Origin of the sequence: Novosphingobium sp., assembly GCF_965229225.1 — a bacterium.
Lineage (GTDB): Bacteria > Pseudomonadota > Alphaproteobacteria > Sphingomonadales > Sphingomonadaceae > Novosphingobium.
Genome location: NZ_OZ245867.1, coordinates 102,164 through 120,216, shown reverse-complemented (window position 1 = coordinate 120,216; position 18,053 = coordinate 102,164). Strand labels below are relative to the sequence as shown.

14 protein-coding genes are annotated in these 18,053 nt (G+C 66.0%); 9 read left to right on the top strand and 5 right to left on the bottom strand.

Features of this window, described 5'->3' with window-relative positions; all coding sequences use genetic code 11:
• The first annotated feature begins 107 nt into the window (after positions 1 to 107).
• Genes ACO06X_RS00460 through ACO06X_RS00440 form a run of 5 tightly spaced genes read left to right on the top strand, consistent with a single transcriptional unit; the run spans position 108 to position 5,584 of the window.
• Positions 108 to 1,220, top strand: coding sequence for a Gfo/Idh/MocA family protein (locus ACO06X_RS00460; protein ID WP_421839959.1), 1,113 nt, complete (start codon positions 108 to 110; stop codon positions 1,218 to 1,220).
• A gap of 11 nt (positions 1,221 to 1,231) precedes the next feature.
• Positions 1,232 to 2,290 (top strand): sugar phosphate isomerase/epimerase family protein, encoded by a 1,059-nt coding sequence (locus ACO06X_RS00455; RefSeq protein WP_421838068.1) that lies wholly within the window; start codon positions 1,232 to 1,234, stop codon positions 2,288 to 2,290.
• The gene (locus ACO06X_RS00450) at positions 2,287 to 2,886 is read left to right on the top strand and encodes a gluconate 2-dehydrogenase subunit 3 family protein (RefSeq protein ID WP_421838067.1); all 600 of its coding nucleotides are present in this window, start codon (positions 2,287 to 2,289) and stop codon (positions 2,884 to 2,886) included. Before ACO06X_RS00455 ends, ACO06X_RS00450 begins: the two co-directional genes overlap by 4 nt.
• A gap of 11 nt (positions 2,887 to 2,897) precedes the next feature.
• Positions 2,898 to 4,577, top strand: coding sequence for a GMC oxidoreductase (locus ACO06X_RS00445; RefSeq protein ID WP_421838066.1), 1,680 nt, complete (start codon positions 2,898 to 2,900; stop codon positions 4,575 to 4,577).
• Complete coding sequence (locus ACO06X_RS00440) at positions 4,574 to 5,584, top strand: Rieske 2Fe-2S domain-containing protein (protein WP_421838065.1); 1,011 nt, start codon at positions 4,574 to 4,576, stop codon at positions 5,582 to 5,584. Before ACO06X_RS00445 ends, ACO06X_RS00440 begins: the two co-directional genes overlap by 4 nt.
• 3 nt (positions 5,585 to 5,587) lie before the next feature.
• On the opposite strand, the gene ACO06X_RS00435 is transcribed toward ACO06X_RS00440, so the two are convergent.
• The gene (locus ACO06X_RS00435; RefSeq protein ID WP_421838064.1) at positions 5,588 to 6,814 is read right to left on the bottom strand and encodes an MFS transporter; all 1,227 of its coding nucleotides are present in this window, start codon (positions 6,812 to 6,814) and stop codon (positions 5,588 to 5,590) included.
• Between the two features lie 184 nt (positions 6,815 to 6,998).
• Here ACO06X_RS00435 and ACO06X_RS00430 point away from each other — a divergent pair, with 184 nt between their 5' ends.
• From ACO06X_RS00430 to ACO06X_RS00415, 4 genes are all read left to right on the top strand, one after another.
• A complete protein-coding gene (locus tag ACO06X_RS00430; protein WP_421838063.1) occupies positions 6,999 to 8,474 on the top strand; it encodes an MFS transporter in 1,476 nt (491 codons plus the stop codon).
• Positions 8,475 to 8,559: 85 nt separating this feature from the next.
• Positions 8,560 to 9,129 (top strand): cupin domain-containing protein, encoded by a 570-nt coding sequence (locus ACO06X_RS00425; protein ID WP_421838062.1) that lies wholly within the window; start codon positions 8,560 to 8,562, stop codon positions 9,127 to 9,129.
• The gene (locus ACO06X_RS00420) at positions 9,126 to 10,082 is read left to right on the top strand and encodes a fumarylacetoacetate hydrolase family protein (protein WP_421838061.1); all 957 of its coding nucleotides are present in this window, start codon (positions 9,126 to 9,128) and stop codon (positions 10,080 to 10,082) included. Before ACO06X_RS00425 ends, ACO06X_RS00420 begins: the two co-directional genes overlap by 4 nt.
• 80 nt (positions 10,083 to 10,162) lie before the next feature.
• The gene (locus tag ACO06X_RS00415; protein WP_421838060.1) at positions 10,163 to 11,185 is read left to right on the top strand and encodes a LacI family DNA-binding transcriptional regulator; all 1,023 of its coding nucleotides are present in this window, start codon (positions 10,163 to 10,165) and stop codon (positions 11,183 to 11,185) included.
• A 126-nt stretch (positions 11,186 to 11,311) separates the two neighbouring features.
• Here ACO06X_RS00415 and ACO06X_RS00410 read toward each other — a convergent pair whose 3' ends face one another.
• The 4 genes from ACO06X_RS00410 to ACO06X_RS00395 all read right to left on the bottom strand — a co-directional run bounded on the left by ACO06X_RS00410 (position 11,312) and on the right by ACO06X_RS00395 (position 18,052).
• The gene (locus ACO06X_RS00410; protein ID WP_421838059.1) at positions 11,312 to 12,499 is read right to left on the bottom strand and encodes an ROK family transcriptional regulator; all 1,188 of its coding nucleotides are present in this window, start codon (positions 12,497 to 12,499) and stop codon (positions 11,312 to 11,314) included.
• The gene (locus ACO06X_RS00405; RefSeq protein WP_421838058.1) at positions 12,496 to 13,368 is read right to left on the bottom strand and encodes an ROK family protein; all 873 of its coding nucleotides are present in this window, start codon (positions 13,366 to 13,368) and stop codon (positions 12,496 to 12,498) included. Before ACO06X_RS00405 ends, ACO06X_RS00410 begins: the two co-directional genes overlap by 4 nt.
• Positions 13,365 to 14,912, bottom strand: a complete 1,548-nt coding sequence (locus ACO06X_RS00400; RefSeq protein ID WP_421838057.1) for a tryptophan halogenase family protein — start codon at positions 14,910 to 14,912, stop codon at positions 13,365 to 13,367. The genes ACO06X_RS00405 and ACO06X_RS00400 overlap by 4 nt, the downstream gene beginning before the upstream one ends.
• A 128-nt stretch (positions 14,913 to 15,040) precedes the next feature.
• Positions 15,041 to 18,052: a TonB-dependent receptor gene (locus ACO06X_RS00395; RefSeq protein WP_421838056.1), complete on the bottom strand. Its 3,012-nt coding sequence runs from the start codon at positions 18,050 to 18,052 to the stop codon at positions 15,041 to 15,043.
• Position 18,053: the final 1 nt, after the last annotated feature.

The window sequence follows — 18,053 nt, the reverse complement described above, 5'->3', positions numbered from 1 at the left end:
CACGTTCTCCCCTTTTGCGCCCCATCAAACGCTTGAAACCCGGCCTCTAACAAATTAGAACACACATTACAAATAGACGGGGAGAGACAGTCTTGAGTCGGCTGCGCATGGCCATGATCGGCGGCGGCCCGGGTGCCTTTATCGGCCCCGTGCACCGGATCGCGGCAGAACTGGACCGCGAGATCGAACTGGTCGCCGGGGTTTTCTCTGGCGATCCCGCGCGCAGCCGTGCCGGGGGCATCGCTTATGGCATCGATCCCGCCCGCGCTTATGGGAGCCTCGCCGAAATGCTCGCCGCCGAACGCGCGCTGGTGGACGGGGCGCAGTTCGTTGCGGTGGTCACGCCCAACCACGATCACCTCCCCTCGGCCCGCGCCGCGCTCGCCGCCGGCTTTCCCGTGATCAGCGACAAACCGATGACCGCGACACTGGATGAAGCACGCGAACTGGCCGTCGCGGTGGCCGAAGCTGGCCTCCCCTTCGCCCTCACCTATACCTATTCCGGCTATCCGCTGGTCCGCGAAGCCCGCACGCGGATTGCCGCAGGCGCGCTTGGCACCGTACGCAAAGTCGTCGTCGAATACCCGCAAGGCTGGCTCGCCAGCCCGGCGGAAGGCAAGCAGGCCGAATGGCGCGTCGATCCCGCGCGCGCCGGAGCTGGTGGCTGCATCGGCGATATCGGCGTCCATGCGTTCCAGCTCGCCGAGTTCGTCACCGGCCTCCATGTTACCGAACTCCTCGCCGATCTCGGCGCGGTCGTGCCGGGTCGCCAGCTCGATGATGATTGCTCCGTACTCCTCCGTTTCGAAAACGGTGCGCGCGGCGTGCTTCTCGCCAGCCAGATCGAAGTCGGCGAACTCAATGGCCTGCGCATCCGGGTCTATGGCGAAAAGGGCGGCCTCGTGTGGCGGCAGGAGGAGCCGAACACGCTTACGCTCCACCACCTCGATGGCCGCAGCGAGAGTATCCGCGCGGGCACCGGCCTCCTCGGCCCCGATGCCGCGCGCCGCACCCGCACGCCGGGCGGCCACCCGGAGGGCTATCTCGAAGCCTTCGCCAACCTCTACCGTGATTTCGCCGAAGTGCTGCGCGGCGGCAGCGCCCCGCTGCTGCCCGGCGCCGCAGAGGGCCTGCGCTCCATGGCCTTCATCGATACCGCCGTCCGCGCCAGCGCCGCCGCAAGAACCAATGGCGCCGGGTGGACGCCGCTTTCCGTCTGAGGAACCACTCCATGAAGACCATCAAAGGCCCCGGCATCTTCCTCGCCCAGTTCGCAGGCGATGCCGCGCCGTTCAACAGCCTCGAGGCCATCGCCGACTGGGCCGCTGCCCTCGGCTACAAAGGCATCCAGATCCCCAGCTGGGACGCGCGGCTGTTCGACCTGACCAAGGCGGCAGAAAGCCAGACCTACTGCGACGAAGTGACTGGTATGCTGGCGGACAAGGGCCTCGCGATCACCGAGCTTTCGACCCATCTCCAGGGCCAGCTCGTCGCCGTCCACCCCGCATTCGATGCCCAGTTCGATGGCTTTGCGCCCGTTGAACTCCACGGCAAGCCCGCCGCACGGCAGGAATGGGCCGTTAGCCAGGTCAAGAACGCCGCCGTCGCCAGCCGCCGCCTTGGCCTCACTGCCCACGCGACGTTCTCCGGCGCGCTCGCTTGGCCCTATTTCTACCCATGGCCTGCGCGCCCTGCAGGGCTTGTCGAGGATGCCTTTGCCGAACTCGCCCGCCGCTGGAAGCCAATCCTCGATGTGTTCGAGGACAACGGCGTCGATGCCGCCTACGAGATCCACCCCGGCGAGGACCTGCATGACGGCGTGACCTTCGAGCGTTTTCTCGAAGCCGTCGGCAATCACCCGCGCGCCAATATTCTCTATGATCCCAGCCACTTCGTGCTGCAGTGCCTCGATTACCTCCAGTTCATCGATATCTACCACGAGCGGATCAAGTGCTTCCACGTGAAGGATGCCGAGTTCCGCCCCAATGGCCGCAGCGGTGTTTATGGCGGCTATCAGGGCTGGGTCGATCGCCCGGGCCGGTTCCGCTCGCTGGGTGACGGGCAAGTCGATTTCGGCGCGATCTTCTCCAAGATGGCAGCCAATGATTTCGCCGGCTGGGCCGTGCTCGAATGGGAATGCGCACTGAAACACCCCGAAGTCGGCGCAGCAGAAGGCGCGCCCTTCATCGCGAAGCACATCATCAAGGTCACCGAACACGCCTTTGATGATTTCGCCGCCGGGGGCGCCGACCGCGCGCTCAACCGCCGCATCATGGGCATCGCCGAATGACCGGCTGGAGCCGCCGCAGCTTTCTTGGCGCCGCCGCCCTCGTTGCGTTGCAGGCCGCGGTGCCCGGCGGCGCGGCAGTTCTGGGCAAGCTCGATCCCAAGGACGCGCCCTCCCCCCGCCGCCGCAAGTTCATGCGCATGGTCGCCGATCACGTGATCCCCGCCACCGATACCCCCGGCGCGGGCGCAGTCGGCACGGGCGATTTCGTCCTCGTCGCGCTCGCCCACGGCCTCGAAGGCACGCGCCGCCCGCCCGCAGCAAACCCTGCCTTCGCGCCCTTCATGCGCGCAGATGGCAGCCTCGATCACGCCGCATGGCTGGAGGCAAGGCTCGGCCCCAAGTGGCTCACCCTGCCCTCCGCGCGCCGCCACGATGCCCTCGCCGCACTCGATGCGGCCGCCTTCAAGGGAGACGCAAGCGCCGCTCCATGGCGCGCGATCAAGGGCCTGATCCTCACCGGCTACTACACCAGCGAAGTCGGCGGATCGAAGGAACTGAACTACGAACTGGTCCCCGGACGGTTCGATCCCAAGGTGCCGGTCACGCCAGAAACCCGCGCCTATTCCAGCGACTGGACAGCGGTGGATTTCGGCTGATGGAAGACAGCATGACATTCGATGCGATCGTCGTCGGCTCCGGCATAACCGGCGGCTGGGCGGCCAAGGAACTCACCGAGGCGGGCCTCAAGGTCCTCCTCCTCGAACGCGGCCGCAAGATCGAGCATCAGGTGGACTACGAGACCGAGGTCAAGGCCCCGTGGGACATGCCCTTCCGGGGTGAAGGCGATGCCGATCTCTATGCCCGCGAATACGCGGTGCAGCGCCTCAACCGCCACTTTACCGAATTCACGCAAGGCCACTTCGTCAACGACGCGCAAAACCCCTACCAGACCGGCGCGGACACCGCGTTCACCTGGTTCCGCAGCTACCAGCTCGGCGGGCGTTCGCTCACCTGGGGCCGCCAGTGCTATCGCTGGTCGGACTACGATTTCGGCGCCAACAAGCGCGACGGCCACGGCACCGATTGGCCGATCCGCTATGCCGACATCGCCCCGTGGTACGACAAGGTCGAAGAGTTCATCGGCGTCTCGGGCGCGGCGGAAGGCCTGCCGCAGCTACCCGATGGCAAGTTCCAGCCGCCCTTCGCGCTCAATGTCGTCGAACAGGCGGTGCGCGAGCGGATCATGGCGCAATGGCCCGAACGCCGCCTCACCATTGGCCGCACCGCCAATCTCACCGCCGAAAAGGACGGGCGCGGCCTGTGCCAAAGCCGCTCGATCTGCGCGCGCGGCTGCTCCTACGGTGCTTATTTCTCCACGCAATCGAGCACGCTTCCGGCAGCTCAAGCCACCGGCAACCTCACGCTGATCACCGATGCCGCGGTCGAACACGTGGACTACGATCCCAAGACCCGCAAAGTCACTGGCGTGCGCTGGATCGACAGCAAGACCAAGACCCGGCATCAGGCCACCGCGCGCCTGATCTTCCTCAATGCCGGTGCATTCAATTCGGTCCATCTCCTGCTGAACTCCGCCAGTGAGGCCATGCCCGGCGGGCTTGCGAACAGCAGCGGTGTGCTCGGCACCCACATCATGGACCACGCCAACACGCTCTCCGCCGCCGCGATCATGCCCGGCTTCGAGGCTTGGACCAGCTTCGGCAACCGCCCAACCGGCGCGGTCATTCCGCGCTACCGCAACATGGAAACGATGGACGGCGTGGGCCACACGCGCGGTTTTTCGTTTCAGGGCGGCGCGCTGCAATCGACCTGGACCGCCGGCAAGCGCGAAGCCGGGATCGGCGCGGACTACAAGAACAGTCTGCGCAAACCCGGTCCGTGGCGCATGGTCCTCGTCGGCTTTGCCGATTGCGTGCCGCGCGCCACCAATCGCCTCACACTCGACCGCACGAAGGTGGACGCCAACGGCATCCCCCAGCTCCACATCGATTTCGCATTCGGCGCTGAGGAAAATGCCGCGCTGGCGCAGGCCAAGGCCGATGCCGCCGAAATGCTGACCAAAGCAGGCGGCCATGTGATGTTCGGCTTCGACCGCCCCGGCCCCGGCGGCACCGCGATCCACGAAATGGGCGGCGCGCGCATGGGCAATGACCCGGCGACTTCCGTGCTCAACAAGTGGAGCCAGGCGCACGACGTGGCCAACCTGTTCGTCACCGACGGCGCGCAGATGGCCTCGTCCGCCTGCCAGAACCCCTCGCTCACCTACATGGCGCTGACTGCCCGGGCCGCTGCCCACGCGGTCTCGCTGCTCAAATCGAGTGCCCTATGACAAGTTATGTGAAGAACGTCTGGTACATGGCCGCGTGGGCCGACGAAATCGCCGGCGACGCCCTGTTCTCGCGCACCCTGCTCGGCAAGCCGTGGCTGATCTGGCGCAAGGCGGACGGCACTTATGCGATGATCGCCGACCGCTGCCCGCACCGCTTCGTGCCGCTCTCGATGGGCAAGCGCGTGGGCGATACGGTGCAGTGCCGCTACCACGGCCTCGGCTTCGATGGGCAGGGCACCTGCGTCCACTCACCCTTCCCCGATGGCCCGCCCGCGCATGTCAGCGCGCCTGCGATGCCGATTGTCGAGAAGCATCGCGGCCTCTGGTTCTGGCCCGGCGATCCCGCACTGGCCGACCCTTCAAAGATCCCCGACTTCAGCTTCCTTGACGCGGATCGCGGCATGCACCGGGGCTGTCTGCGGATCGAAGGCAATTACGAGCTCATCACCGACAACCTGATGGACCTCACCCACGCCGAGTTCCTCCATATCGAGACCTTCGGCGTCAACGGCTCGATCTTCCACGGAGCGCAGACCGTGCGCCAGGACGAGGATGGCGCCATCTGGAACAATTGGGACATGACCGACGCGCAAGCGCCCGAATGGTCCAAGCCGATGCTGGAGCCGGGCCAGAAGATCGACCAATGGCTCCACATGCGCTGGCATGCGCCCGCCGCCATGGCGCTCACCGTCGGCCTCGCCCGCGCGGGCACGCAGCGCGCCGATCTGATCGTCCCGCCGATGATCAACCCGCACATCATCACGCCCGAGACGGAAACGTCTTCGCACTACTTCTACGATCACGAGGATAACCCGCAGGCCGCCGAAATGGCGCGCCGCGTGTTCGTGGAAGAAGACGAGCCGATGATCGAGGCCGCCCAGCGCGCGCTCGGCAATCAGGACTTCTGGGACGCGCGCCCCGCGATCCTCAAGACCGACGCCGGAGCCATCCGCGCCCGCCGCGCGCTGATGCAGCGGCGCAAGGCGGAGGAGGGAGCGGCGGCCTGAACGTCAGGCTGCCGCTTTCCGCCCCGCGCCCGACAGCACCACCAGCAACAGCGCGGCCCCCACCGCGCTGACGATCCCCGCAACGAGAAACGCGCCCTGCATCGTGCCCATCGCGCCGCGCAGCACACTCACCAGCAGCGGCGAGGAGAACTGGCCGAAGAAGAACGTCGCGGTCCAGATCCCCATGCCGCGCCCGCGGTGTGCAAAGGGCAGCTGGCTCTGCGCCCAGGCGATCAGCGTCGGGATCGCCATGCCCGCGCCCGTCTGCTGTAGCGCCATGCCGAGGATCATGCCCTTCCAGTCATGCGCCAGCCCCATCACCGCGAGGCCGGAGCCGAGGAAGCTCAGGAAGATCGCGATCAGCACTGGCGAGCCGACCCCGCGCGCGCCCAGCCACCAGAACAGGCTCGCGCCCGCCAGAATGAACAGCGTGGGCAGTGCGGTGATCTGGCCGATGCTCTGCGGATCGGTCACGCCCAGTTCCTGCCAGACAGTCGCGCCATTGACGATGAACACATAGTAGATCGCCGAGGAAAACAGCGTGAGGCCGGCAATCCCGAGCATTGCGCGCCACGGGAAGCCTTGCGTATCCTTCTCGTCCATCCCCAGCATCATGCGCACGGTCGCGTCGCTCGAAGGCTCGAACATCCAGCGCACCATCGCCGCCCAGATCGGCACCGCGAGGAGATAGAGCAGGAAGATGCCGTTCCACCGCCACGCCGTCATCGTGCCGGCAAAGAAGATCATCACCGACGAAAGCGCCGGCCCGACCAGCCCCTGCAGTGCCAGCCACTTGCGGCGGCCTTCATCGGGCCAGTAATCGGCGATCAGCGTGTTGACCGTGGTGAGGATCACCGCTTCGCACAGCCCCAGCAGCAGGCGCGAGGCATAGATCGTATCGAGGTTTTCGAGGAAGAACGGCGCCGCGCCGATCAGGCCGTAGAAGAAGGTCGAGACAAGCAGCAAGGTGCGCCGCCCAAAGCGATCGACCATCAGCCCGGCAAACAACGCCACCAGTGCAATCGTCAGTCCGGGTGCCGTCACCATCGAGGGCACCTTGGTCGGCGCGGTCGGATCGGTGGGCGCGAAATGGCCGATGATCGCGGGGATCGCCGGAAACATCGTGACAATGGCCAGAATCGGCAGGAAGCCTGCGATGATGACTGTCAGCCCCTGCGCCAGACCCGCTTGTGGCCCGGCGGTGCGCGCGGCCGTCGATGTGTTTGCCAAGATATTCTCCCCAAACAATTTTTGTCCCGCAGGCGGGCTGTCATTCCCGTGATACCCTGCGTGCTGCGCTTGACCATAGGCGAGACGTGGTCATAATAGAAGCAAGATTTTAATTTGACCGGCTGATCGGGGTCGGCACCAATAACCGCCACGAGCAGGCGCACGGGACATCGGACAACCGCGAATGACAGCGCAACAGGCAGCACCGGCTGCGGCCTCAGGCAGCAAGCTGCCGCACGAACTCGATGATCGCCAGCGGGCGCTGGCCTTTTTCACCGTGCTCACCGCCGTGGTGCTGGAAGTGGCCGACACGACCATCGTCAACACCGCGCTGCCCGCCATTCGCGGCGGGCTCGGCGCCTCTCCCGCCGCGATGCAGTGGATCGTCGCGGGCTACCTGCTCACGCTCGGCTCGCTCCTGCTGCTTGGCGGAAGGCTGGGCGATACGTTCGGCCACCGCACCCTGTTCCTTGGCGGCGTGGCGGGCTTCGTTGCCGCCTCCGCGCTTTGCGGCCTTGCCCCGACACCGGGCGTGCTGGTCCTCGCGCGCGTCCTTCAGGGGGCGGCGGGCGCGATGATGGGGCCGCAGACCATGGCCATCGTCCAGCTTCTCTACACCCCGCTGGAACGGGTGCGCCGCCTCGCCTTCTTCGGCATGATCATCGGCCTTGCCGCGATCATCGGCCCGATCATCGGCGGCTTCCTGATCGAGCTCAACCTCTTCGGCCTCGGCTGGCGGCTGATCTTCCTGATCAACCTGCCGGTCGGCCTCTTCGCGCTCGCCGTGGGCCGCGTGGCGCTCCCCCGCACGGGCGAGGAACACAAGGGCCTCGCCATCGATCTACCCGGCGCGGCGCTCTTCGCCGCAGGCTTCGGCCTGATCCTCCTCGCCCTGATCCAGGCGCACGACGATCTGGGTCTGGCGCCCGCAGCCGCGATCCTGTTCGGCGGAATCAGCGCCGTGGGCCTTGGCTGGCGCCGCTCCGTCGCCCGCCGCGCGGCCGGGCTTCCGGCCATGATCGAACCCTCGCTGTTTGCCCTCCCCACGTTCCGCTGGGGCGTGATCGCCGCGATGGCGTTCAACAGCAGTTCGGTCGGCTTCCTGATGATCTTCGCCGTCGCGCTGCAGCAGGGCCTCGCGCTCACCCCGCTGAAAACGGCGCTGATCCACATTCCCTTCGGCCTCGGCGTGATGGTGGCAGTTGCCCTGCTCGTCCCGCGTCTGCTGCCAAAGCTCGGGCGCCTCCTGCCCATGGCGGGCGGCGTACTGATGGCGGCGGGCATCGTCTCCACCCTCGCGCTGATCCATGCGCGGGTTGAAGGCGGGCCGCTGCTCATCGCCACCCTCGCGCTCGCCGGGATCGGCTTCGGCACGCTCTCAGGCCCGCTCGGCCCGATCGTCGTCTCGGAAGTTCCGCGCACCCATGCCGGTACCGCCAGCGCGACGATGCGCACCGCACAGCAGCTCGGCGGCGCGCTCGGCATCGCCTTGGTCGGCTCGGCCTACTTCGCGGTTGCCGGACATGACGCGGCGGCGCGGCTCGCCGGTCTGGTCCCTGGCGCGATCATGGTCGCCGCGCTGCTGACGATTGCGGTGCTCGCCGTCTCGCGATTGCCCTCAACCCTGTTTGCGACCGAGCGCAAGCCGGCAGCGGATTGACCTGCCGCCGCTTCATAGGCATTGTTGATCCGAAGTGAACTAAACCCATCTGTCAAACAGATAGATAACCATCGCGGGAGATTATATGGACGTCAAACCTGTGCGCCGCATTGTCACCGGCCACGATGCGGAAGGTCGCGCGATCATCCAGGAAGATGGCGCCCCGCCCCGCGTCCAGCAAGTCGGCGGCGCGATCGGGCCGATGTTCCACGAAGTCTGGAATACGCAGGCCACCCCCGCCCCCATCGACGCTGCTTCGGGCGAACCGGCCGAAGCCGGTGTGATCCTTGCCCCGCCCAAGAACGGCACCCGCATCCGCGTGCTCGACATTCCCCCCGAAGGCGATGCGATCCGCAACATGTCGGCCGAGGAAGCCGCCTCCCACTTCGCCGAAGTCGGCGCAGGCCATGCATCCAACGCGGCCAAGGCAGGCGCGCGTCATGCGCTGATGCACCGCACCGAAACCATCGACTACGGCATCGTCATCGAAGGCGAACTCGTGCTGATCATGGATGAGGGCGAAACCACCGTCTATCCGGGCGACATCGTGATCCAGCGCGGCACCAACCACGGCTGGGCCAACCGCTCCGACAAGAACTGCCGCATCGTCTTCGTGCTGATCGACGGCGAATTTGCGCCGGAACTGAAGGCATGAGGCTCGCCACCCTGCGTGACGGCACGCCCGATGGCGCGCTGGCACTTGTCTCGGCGGATGGGACCCGTGCCCTGCGTGTCGGCGGGAACCTGCTCGCCGCAATGGAAAACTGGCCCTCGACCGAAGCGAGGCTCAAGGAAGCCGAAGCCCGCCTCAACGCCGGCGAAGGTGAGCCGACCGACGATGTGACCTTCGCCGCGCCGCTCCCACGCACCTGGCAGTGGCTCGATGGCTCGGCCTTCACCACGCACGGCGATCTCATGGCCGTAGCCTTCAAGCACGATCCCCACGAAGGGGACCGCCCGCTGATGTACCAGGGCCTGTCCGATCGGTTCTACGGCCCTGCTGATCCCGTCCCCTTCCCCGCCATCGAACACGGCATCGATTTCGAAGGCGAGTTCGGCGTGGTGGTCGATGCCGTGCCGATGGGCACCAGCGCCGCCGAAGCGATGAAGCATATCCGGCTGATCGTCCAGATCAATGATTGGTCGCTGCGTGCCATCGCCCCCATCGAAATGAAGACCGGCTTCGGCTGGATTCAAGCCAAGCCGGCCTGCTCGATGGCCCCCTTCGCCGTCACCCCCGACGAACTCGGCGAGGCATGGCAGGACGGGCGCGTCGGTCTCGATCTCATCATCGACTGGAATGGCAGCGAAGTCGGCCGGGCCAATGGCGGCGCGATGGCCTTCGGTTTCCACGAACTCATCGCCCATGCCGCGCTTACCCGTGATCTAGTCGCCGGAACGGTGATCGGCTCGGGCACTGTCTCGAACGCCAACTACGCCGAAGTCGGCTCAAGCTGCATATCGGAAATCCGCGCGATCGAGATCATCGCCCATGGCGCACCGCAAACGCCGTTCATGGCTTTCGGCGATACCGTGCGGATGACGGCGGTGGACCGCTCGGGCCGCGCCCCCTTCGGCATGATCGACAGCGAAGTGGTCCGCGCCTAGCAGCGCTTTGCAATTCGTGGCCGCCGCGGTGTAGGATCATCCAAGAACCTTTGCAGATCCACCGAGGCGGCCCGATACCCATGAGCAGACCCAAACGGGCCACCATTGTCGACGTTGCGCGCATGGCCGAAGTTTCGGCCAAAACCGTCAGCCGCGTCGTCAACAACGAGCCGCATGTCACCGAAGCGGTAAAAACCCGGGTGCGCGAGGCTATGCGCACGCTGCGCTATCACCCCAATGTCTCGGCCCAGGGCCTCGTGCGCAGCCGCTCCTACCTGATCGGCCTCGTCTACGAAAAGCCGAGCCCCAGCTACGTCGTCGAATTGCAGAAAGGCGCGCTCGAACGCCTCCACGGTGAGCGCTTCCGCCTTGTCGTGCTGCCGGTCGAATCCGTCACCGACCGCGAGGATGAGATCATCGCGCTGCTGCGTTCCGCCGCGCTTGATGCCGTGCTGCTTGCCCCTCCCGCCTCGGACCACGCCGGGCTGATGGCCGAATTGCGCGAAGTGGGCATGCCGTTTGCGCGGATCTCGCCCACCCGCCTGCTTGGCAATGGCCCCTCCGTGGCGATGGACGATGTCGCCGCCGCGCAGGAAGCCGCCGAACATCTCGTCGCGCTCGGCCACAAGCGCATCGGCGTGATCAAGGGCGATCCCAGCCACGCCGCATCTGATGCGCGCCTCGTCGGCACCATGCAGGCGCTCGCCAGGGCGGGCCTCACGCTGCACCCGGAACTGATCGAATCCGGCCTGTTCACCTTCGATTCCGGCCTGGCGGCCGCGCGCCGCCTGCTCGCGCTCAATCCACCACCCACCGCGATCCTCGCCCAGAACGACGACATGGCCGCCGCCACCGTCGCCGCCGCGCGCGAATGCGGGCTGCATGTGCCGGAAGACCTCTCGGTCGTCGGCTTCGACGATTCCGACATTTCGCGCGTCGTCTGGCCCCCGCTCACCACGATCCGCCAGCCGGTGGAAGACATGGCCTACAAGGCGATGGACATGCTGCTCCATGTGCTGAAAGGCGAACCCGAAGGCGGCGATATCCACCTCGCGCACGAACTCCTGATCCGCCGCAGCACCGCCCCGCCGCGCTCGGGATAGGACAACCGCAATCATCCCCTTTCGTCACCCCCGCGAAGGCGGGGGGCCAGAGCCGCACACACCGCGCAGGCCCCTCTTGATTCCCGCCTTCGCGGGAATGACGAAGTTGGTTGACTTGGGGTCCGGCTAGCCCGCCTCGACCGCCAGCGCCAGATCGTCGAACGACAGGAGCGCCGCACCCACCGCAGAGGCATCCTCTGCCAGCGCCGCCGCCATCACCGGGGCAATTGCCGGGGCATCGCGCCCGCCGCTGCGCAGCAGGAAATTGGTGCGCTGCGTCAGCCGTTCGAGCAGCGGCATCGGCAGGCGCCCGCCCACCAGCACCACGCCCGGATTGATCAGCAGGTTCACCGCCACCAGCGGCTGCACCAGCGCGCGGGCACATTCCTCGATCCATTCGTCATGGATCCGCTGCAACGCTGCGTCTGCCGAAATCGCCTCGCCATGCGCAAAGGGTGATCGGCCAGCCTGTTGCAGCCGCCGGTTGAGCCCGGCAATCGAAACGATCGACTGCAGCGGCACCATGGTGCCCTGTCCGTTCGGGCCTTCGCCCGGCACGCTCATGAAGCCGATCTCGCCGCTGCGCCCGTCCGCACCGCGATCATATTGCCCGCCCACCACCAGCCCGCCGCCAAGGCCATAGCTGATGAGGATGTAGAAGAAGCTCGCCTCCTTCTGCCCGCGCCCGAACTGCATCTCGCCGATGGCCGCCGCTGCCGCGTCATTCTCGATGAAGATCGGCCGGCCCAATGGTTCGGCAAACAAGGCCTCGAGATTGGTGGCAGACCACTGCGCATAGTCCCCCGGCATGCCCGGCAGATCGATCACGCCGAGGCCATCGGGCAACGCAAGCCCGATCCCGGTGATCGCCTCCGCACCCACACCCGCCATTGCCAGCAGCTTGTCGAGATTGCGGCGATAGAAGCTGCGCACCTGCTCGGGCAGCGCAAACGCGATTTCCTGATCGAGCCGCGCCTTCACCGTCCCGGCAAAATCCGCCAGCACCATCGTGATGTGATCGCGGTCGACATTGAGCCCTATGGCATGCGCGCCCTCGGCATTGATCACGAGCCGCGTCGCCGGCTGCCCGCGCCCGCCGCGCTGCATGCCGGCGGTGCGCAGCAGGCCGCGCTCCATCAGGCGGCGGGTGATATTGGTGACGGTGGGATGGGCGAGGCCAGTCTGCCGCGCCAGATCCGCCTTGGTCAGCGTGCCCTGCGCGCGGATGGCGCGCAGCACGATCCGGGTGTTGTGGGCCCCTGCATCCTCGATCGTCGCGCCGCGATAGCCACTGCGCGTCAGCCCCAAATTCACGCCGTACCGCCCTCCAGCACATCGAGCGCGATCGCCAGCGCGCCCAGTGGCCCCGCCTGATCACCGAGCACCGGCGCCCCCACGCCGAACGAAGCCTGCGCATAACCACCAAGGCTCGCGCGCACGGCAGCATCGACCTGCGCGATCAATCCGGGCCGACTTGTCAGGACCCCGCCGCCAAGTGCCACGCGCTCGGGTGCCCCGGTCAACACAATGGTATGGACGAGCCGAGCAAGAACATGGACGAACGGATTCCATATCGGATGCAATTCGTCCAGTGCCTCGCCCGCCACCCCCGCCCGCGCAGCAAGTGCTGGTCCGGCGATCAATCCTTCCACGCAGCCCCCGTGAAACGGGCATATCCCGGGCGCTTCGTCCCCCGGCATACGGTCGACAAAAATGTGCCCCATTTCACTGTGTGCGCGGCCCGCCATGGTCCGTCCGCCCACCACGAGCCCCACGCCGACCCCGGTGCCCACGGTGACATAGGCATGATTCGCCATACCAACCGCGCCGCCCCAGCGCCCCTCGGCAAGCGCCGCGCCGTTCACATCGCTGTCGAGCCCGACCGGCAGGCCGTACCGGTCCCGCAGATGCGCCGCGAGGGTGAAGCCCTGCCAGCCCGGCTTGGGCGTCGCGAGGAAGGTGCCGAAATCGGCCGCCGCCCGGTCGGTACTGATCGGCCCAAAGGCGGCGACGCCGATGGCCTCGACTTCATGCGCGGCCACCCATCCATCGAGGATCGCGGTGAGATCGCCAACAGTGGCAGCTGCATCGCGCGTCGGCACCCGGCGCTGGTCGATCACCTCGCGCCCCCGCGCCAGCGTGGCCACGCACTTGGTGCCGCCGAGTTCGAGGCCCGCAATCATGCCCCGCCCCAGGTTTGCTGGAAGTTGGGCCGTCCCTTGAGCGCTGGATCGAGCAGCCGGGCCAGCATGTCCCCATGCGTCGGCGCGGCCTTGCGATAGCGTCCCATGACCTCGCTAATCTGCCCGATCACGCGGCGCACATCGCCGAACGGCGCCGCATCGGCCAGCGGATCGAGCGCTTCCGGCACGATCCCCATGCCTGCCGCGACAAAGAACCAGCTGATATCGGCAAACAGCTCGCGCCGCCGCGAAACGATGCGGCCGGTGCGGCGGAAAAGGTCAAGCTTTGCCGCCAGCGTATCGGGAAGCGGATTGGCCCGGATCTCATCCCAGAACGGCTCGCCATGCCGCCGGTTGGGCACGTAATGCAGCAGCAGGAAATCGCGGATATGCGCATATTCGTCCGCCGCCTCGCGGTTGTACGCCGCCGCCAGCGCGGGATCGCAGTGCCGGTCCGGGAAGTAATCGAGCAGCCGGTTCAGCGCGGTGTGAATCAGATGAATGCTCGTCGATTCCAGCGGTTCCAGAAACCCGCTCGAAAGCCCGACAGCGAGGCAGTTCTTCACCCACATCGCCTTGCGGTGCCCCGCCGTGAAGCGCAGGAACCGCGGCTCCGCCAGCGCCTCACCCGCGGCGGCACCGCGCAGCGTATCCGCCGCCTGATCGTCGCTGATGAACCGGCTTGAATAGACATAACCATTGCCCACCCGCGATTGCAGCGGAATGCGCCAGCGCCAGCCCGCCTCGTGCGCGGCGGAAACGGTGTAGGGCGCGGGCGGCCCAACGGTTGCCGTCGGCATCGCCACCGCGCGGTCGCACGGCAGCCATTTCGTCCAGTCCTCGTAGCCTGCGTGGAGCGCGTCCTCGATCAGCAGCCCGCGAAACCCTGAGCAATCGATGAAGAAATCCGCCGCGATCCGGCGCCCATCCTCCAGCCTGACCGCCGCAATCGCGCCATCATCAGCCAGTTCGCAGCCCGCTATCCGCGCATCCACATGCTCCACCCCGCGCGCCACCGAATGCCGCTTCAGGAATTGCGCCACCAGCCCCGCATCGAAATGCAGCGCATAGTTGAGCGCCCCGCCCGGATAGCTGCCATCGGGCGGCGGGAACGCGAATTTGCCGTCCTCCGCCAAAGCGATCGCCGGGCACAGATCGGCAAAGCTTTCGCCATGCCCTGCCGCCTTGTTCTTCCACCAGTAGTGGTGAAACGGCCGCTGGTTGATCGTCACGCCCAGATTGCCGAACGGGTGCCAGTAGGAATGGCCTCGCTCCAGCCAGTCATCAAAGCGGATCGCCAACTTGAATGTCGCCTGGCAATGGCGAATGAAATCAATTTCATCCACGCCGCAGTTCGCCAGAAACTCGAACACCGGCGGGATCGTCGCCTCACCCACGCCGACAGTGGGCACGTCGCTCGATTCAATCAGCGTAATCTTGCAGCCAGACGGCGCGAGCACGGCAGAAAGCAGCGCCGCCGCCGACCAGCCAGCCGTGCCGCCGCCGACGATCAGGATCGAACGCAAGGGTTCAGGGGTCATCATAGGTCCGGTCCGATGCTGGCGGTCATCCGGCCGCAACACAATATCTCGCTGGAATGCGCCTCACAAGAAAGGGGGGAAGGCCCGCAAAGGCCCTCCCCCCAAGAGGCTCCGAGGGAGTGGAGCTAAGGTCAGAAGTTGAACTTCACACCGGCGAAGATGCGGCGCGAGCCCGATTCATACCGGAACGGCAGCTCGGGAAACTGCAGGTAGGTCTTGGTGTTTTCCTTGTTCAGGTTGATGCCTTCGAGGAACACGTTGAAGTTCGGCGTTACTTGGTACGAAATCTGCCCGTCGAGCTGGCCATAGGGCTTCTGGTAGATGCCCAGCGTGCGAGTCACGCCGCCATCGCCGAAGCCGAAGTTGCCGAGGTACGACTTCGAGCGCCACGAGTAGGAAGCGCGCGCCGCGAACCCGTGCTTCTCGAAATAGACCTGCCCGTTGAACGAGTGCTTCGAAACGCCCGGCAGCGGCAGGCCCGTCTCGAAGTCGTTGCTGAACTCGGTGCTTGTATCGGAGAAGGTGTAGTTCGCGGTGAAGCCGAGGCCGAACGGGAAGGCATATTGCGCCGCCAGTTCGAAGCCCTTGACCCGGCCGCCCTTGCCGTTGACCGGCTGCGAAACCGGGCCGACACGCCCGCCACCCTGATCATTGACGAAGACCGGCACCGTCTGCGTTACAACGAAGCTGTCCACTTCCTTCCAGAACACGCCCGCCGAAAGCAGGCCCTGCCGGCCGAAGTAGTATTCGACGCCGAGATCGAACTGGTAGGCCCGGAACGGATCGAGCGTCGCGTTGCCGCGGCTGCCGCTGGTGAACAGGAACTTGTCGGTCGCCGCATCGCGGGTGAAGTCGGTGGCAAAGCCGCGGCCCAGATCGAACAGCGGCTGGCGCGAGGTCACGCGGGCTGCCGAGGCACGCACCTTGATGTCCTGCGCGGCATCGACCACCACGTTCACGCTCGGCAGGAAGTCGGTGTAAGACCGCTGAACACTCGATGTGTCGAAGTCCTTGACCACGCCGTTCCAGCTGTCGGTGCCCCAGTAAGTCGGATTCGCGGTGCCCTGGTTCTGGTCCACCTTCAGCTGGGTGTTGACGATGCGCAGGCCCACGTTGACATGGAAGCTGTCATCCTTGCCGCCGATATCGGCCATGACATAGCCGGTCTTGGTCTCCTCCTTCACGAAGAAGGTCTGCAGCGGATCCTCGAAGAAGCTGAACGGTGTGGACGGATAGAGGTTCTGGATCCACTTGAGCGCATTGACCATCTGCGCGCGGTTCTGGATCAGCACCTTGCCGCCTGGCACGTTGGGATTGACCAAGGTTTCGACCCGGCCCGCATTGCTGGTGAACGTATCATAGGGCGTGATCAGCGCCGGCGAATTGCCGAAGCGGCTGCACCCGGCGAAGGCGGCGGGCTTGTTCGCTTCCGGCAGGTCGCAGATCTTGTAGCCGATCGCGCCGTCCTGGAAGTAGCCATAAGGCGTGTAGTTGTAGTTGAAGGTGGGATCGCGCTCGGCCAGCGGGATCTTGGTCGCGTCGATCTCGCCCTTGCCTGAATAGTCCGCCAGATAGCGGCCCGAGGTGAAGTCCACCGTGCGCTGGCCATAACGGAAGCCCGCGCTCAGCGTGATCTTGCCCTTTTCCGAAGGATCGACATCCCAGGCAAGGTCGGTGCGGATCGAGTGGCCCTTGATCTTGGAGCGGTCCCCGAAGGCCCAGTGCGACTTGAAGAAGCCATTGGCCGGGTTGCTGAACAGATCCTGCGGGCTGCCCGGCGCGATGCCGAAGCGCGGAAACGCGCCGTTGCTATACGTGAAGTCGAACGTCGCCGGCGCCGCGCTGTTGAGCGCCACGCCGTCCTGCAGCGGTCCGCCCACCGCACCCTGCCGCACCGTATACTTGGTGAAGCGCACGTCGTTGTTGGCAACGTCGCGGAAGAGGCTGCCGGTCGAGTAAGTCGCTTCGACATTGGCACGGAAGTTCGAGCCGTTGTCGAACTTGGTGCCGAACTGCACGTTGTCCGACTTGATGTTCGACTCGTCCACCACCGAGATGGCCTCGGCCGACTGCGCGCGGATGGTGCCGCTCTCGAGCACGCCGTTGCTGTTGATCTTGTAGCCCGGCAGCAGTCCCAGCGATTCGCCCTGGCCGAACGGGAATTTCACCGAGCCTTCGCGCGTGTCCACCTTGAGATCGGAGTGGAAGTACTGGAGGTCCATGCTCAGCGTATCGGTCGGGCGATAGGCGAGGCCCACCGAGACGCCCCAGCGCGTGCGGTACTGGTCGCGGTCCGTCACATAGCGGTATTCGGGCGCGTAGTAGTTGGTCGGCACCGTCGCGGTATCGCGGCGGCCAGCGCCGAAGGCCCAGTTGCCGCGGTTCTCGCCGCCCAGAATGTCGTAATGGCCGTTGGTCTTGCTGTAGCTGCCCGAGACGATGATGCCGAACTTGTCGTTGAAGTTGTAGCTCGCGACGACCGCGCCGGTCGGCTTCCAGCCATCGATGCCATTGGCCTTGTTGAGCCGTGCGTTGCCCGCCACGGTGAGGCCGTTCTTGAGATCGAGCGGATTGCGCGTCTTGAGATTGACGATACCGCCGAGGCCGCCTTCCAGCAGCGAGGCGTTGGGGGACTTGAACACCTCGACCCCGCCGATGAGTTCGGAAGGCACGCTTTCAAGGCTGTCGGTGCGGGTGAAGTTGCCCTCGCCCACCTTGAACACTTCCTGCCCGGTCACGAACAGTTCGTTGTTGAGCACGGTCAGGTTCTGCTCAAGACCGCGGATGCGCACCTTGGTGCCCTGGCCGTTCTCACGGTCGATCTGGATGCCGGGCAGGCGCTGCAGCGATTCGGTGATGTTCTGGTCGGGGAATTTGCCGATATCCTCGGCGCTCACCGATTCGATGATGAGGTTCGAATTGCGCTTGGCATCAAGCGCGGCGGCGAGCGACTGGCGGAAGCCGGTGACGACGATCGGCGCGGCGCCTTCATCGGCAGCGGCGGTATCGGCCTGTTGCGGCCCCGAACCTTGGGCAGCCTGTGCGGCGGCATTGCCCGCAACCAGCAGCGCCATGATCGACGCGGCGCCCATAAGTCCCTTCTTAGACAGCACGGTCCTTGGACGTGCGATGCGATCAGACATG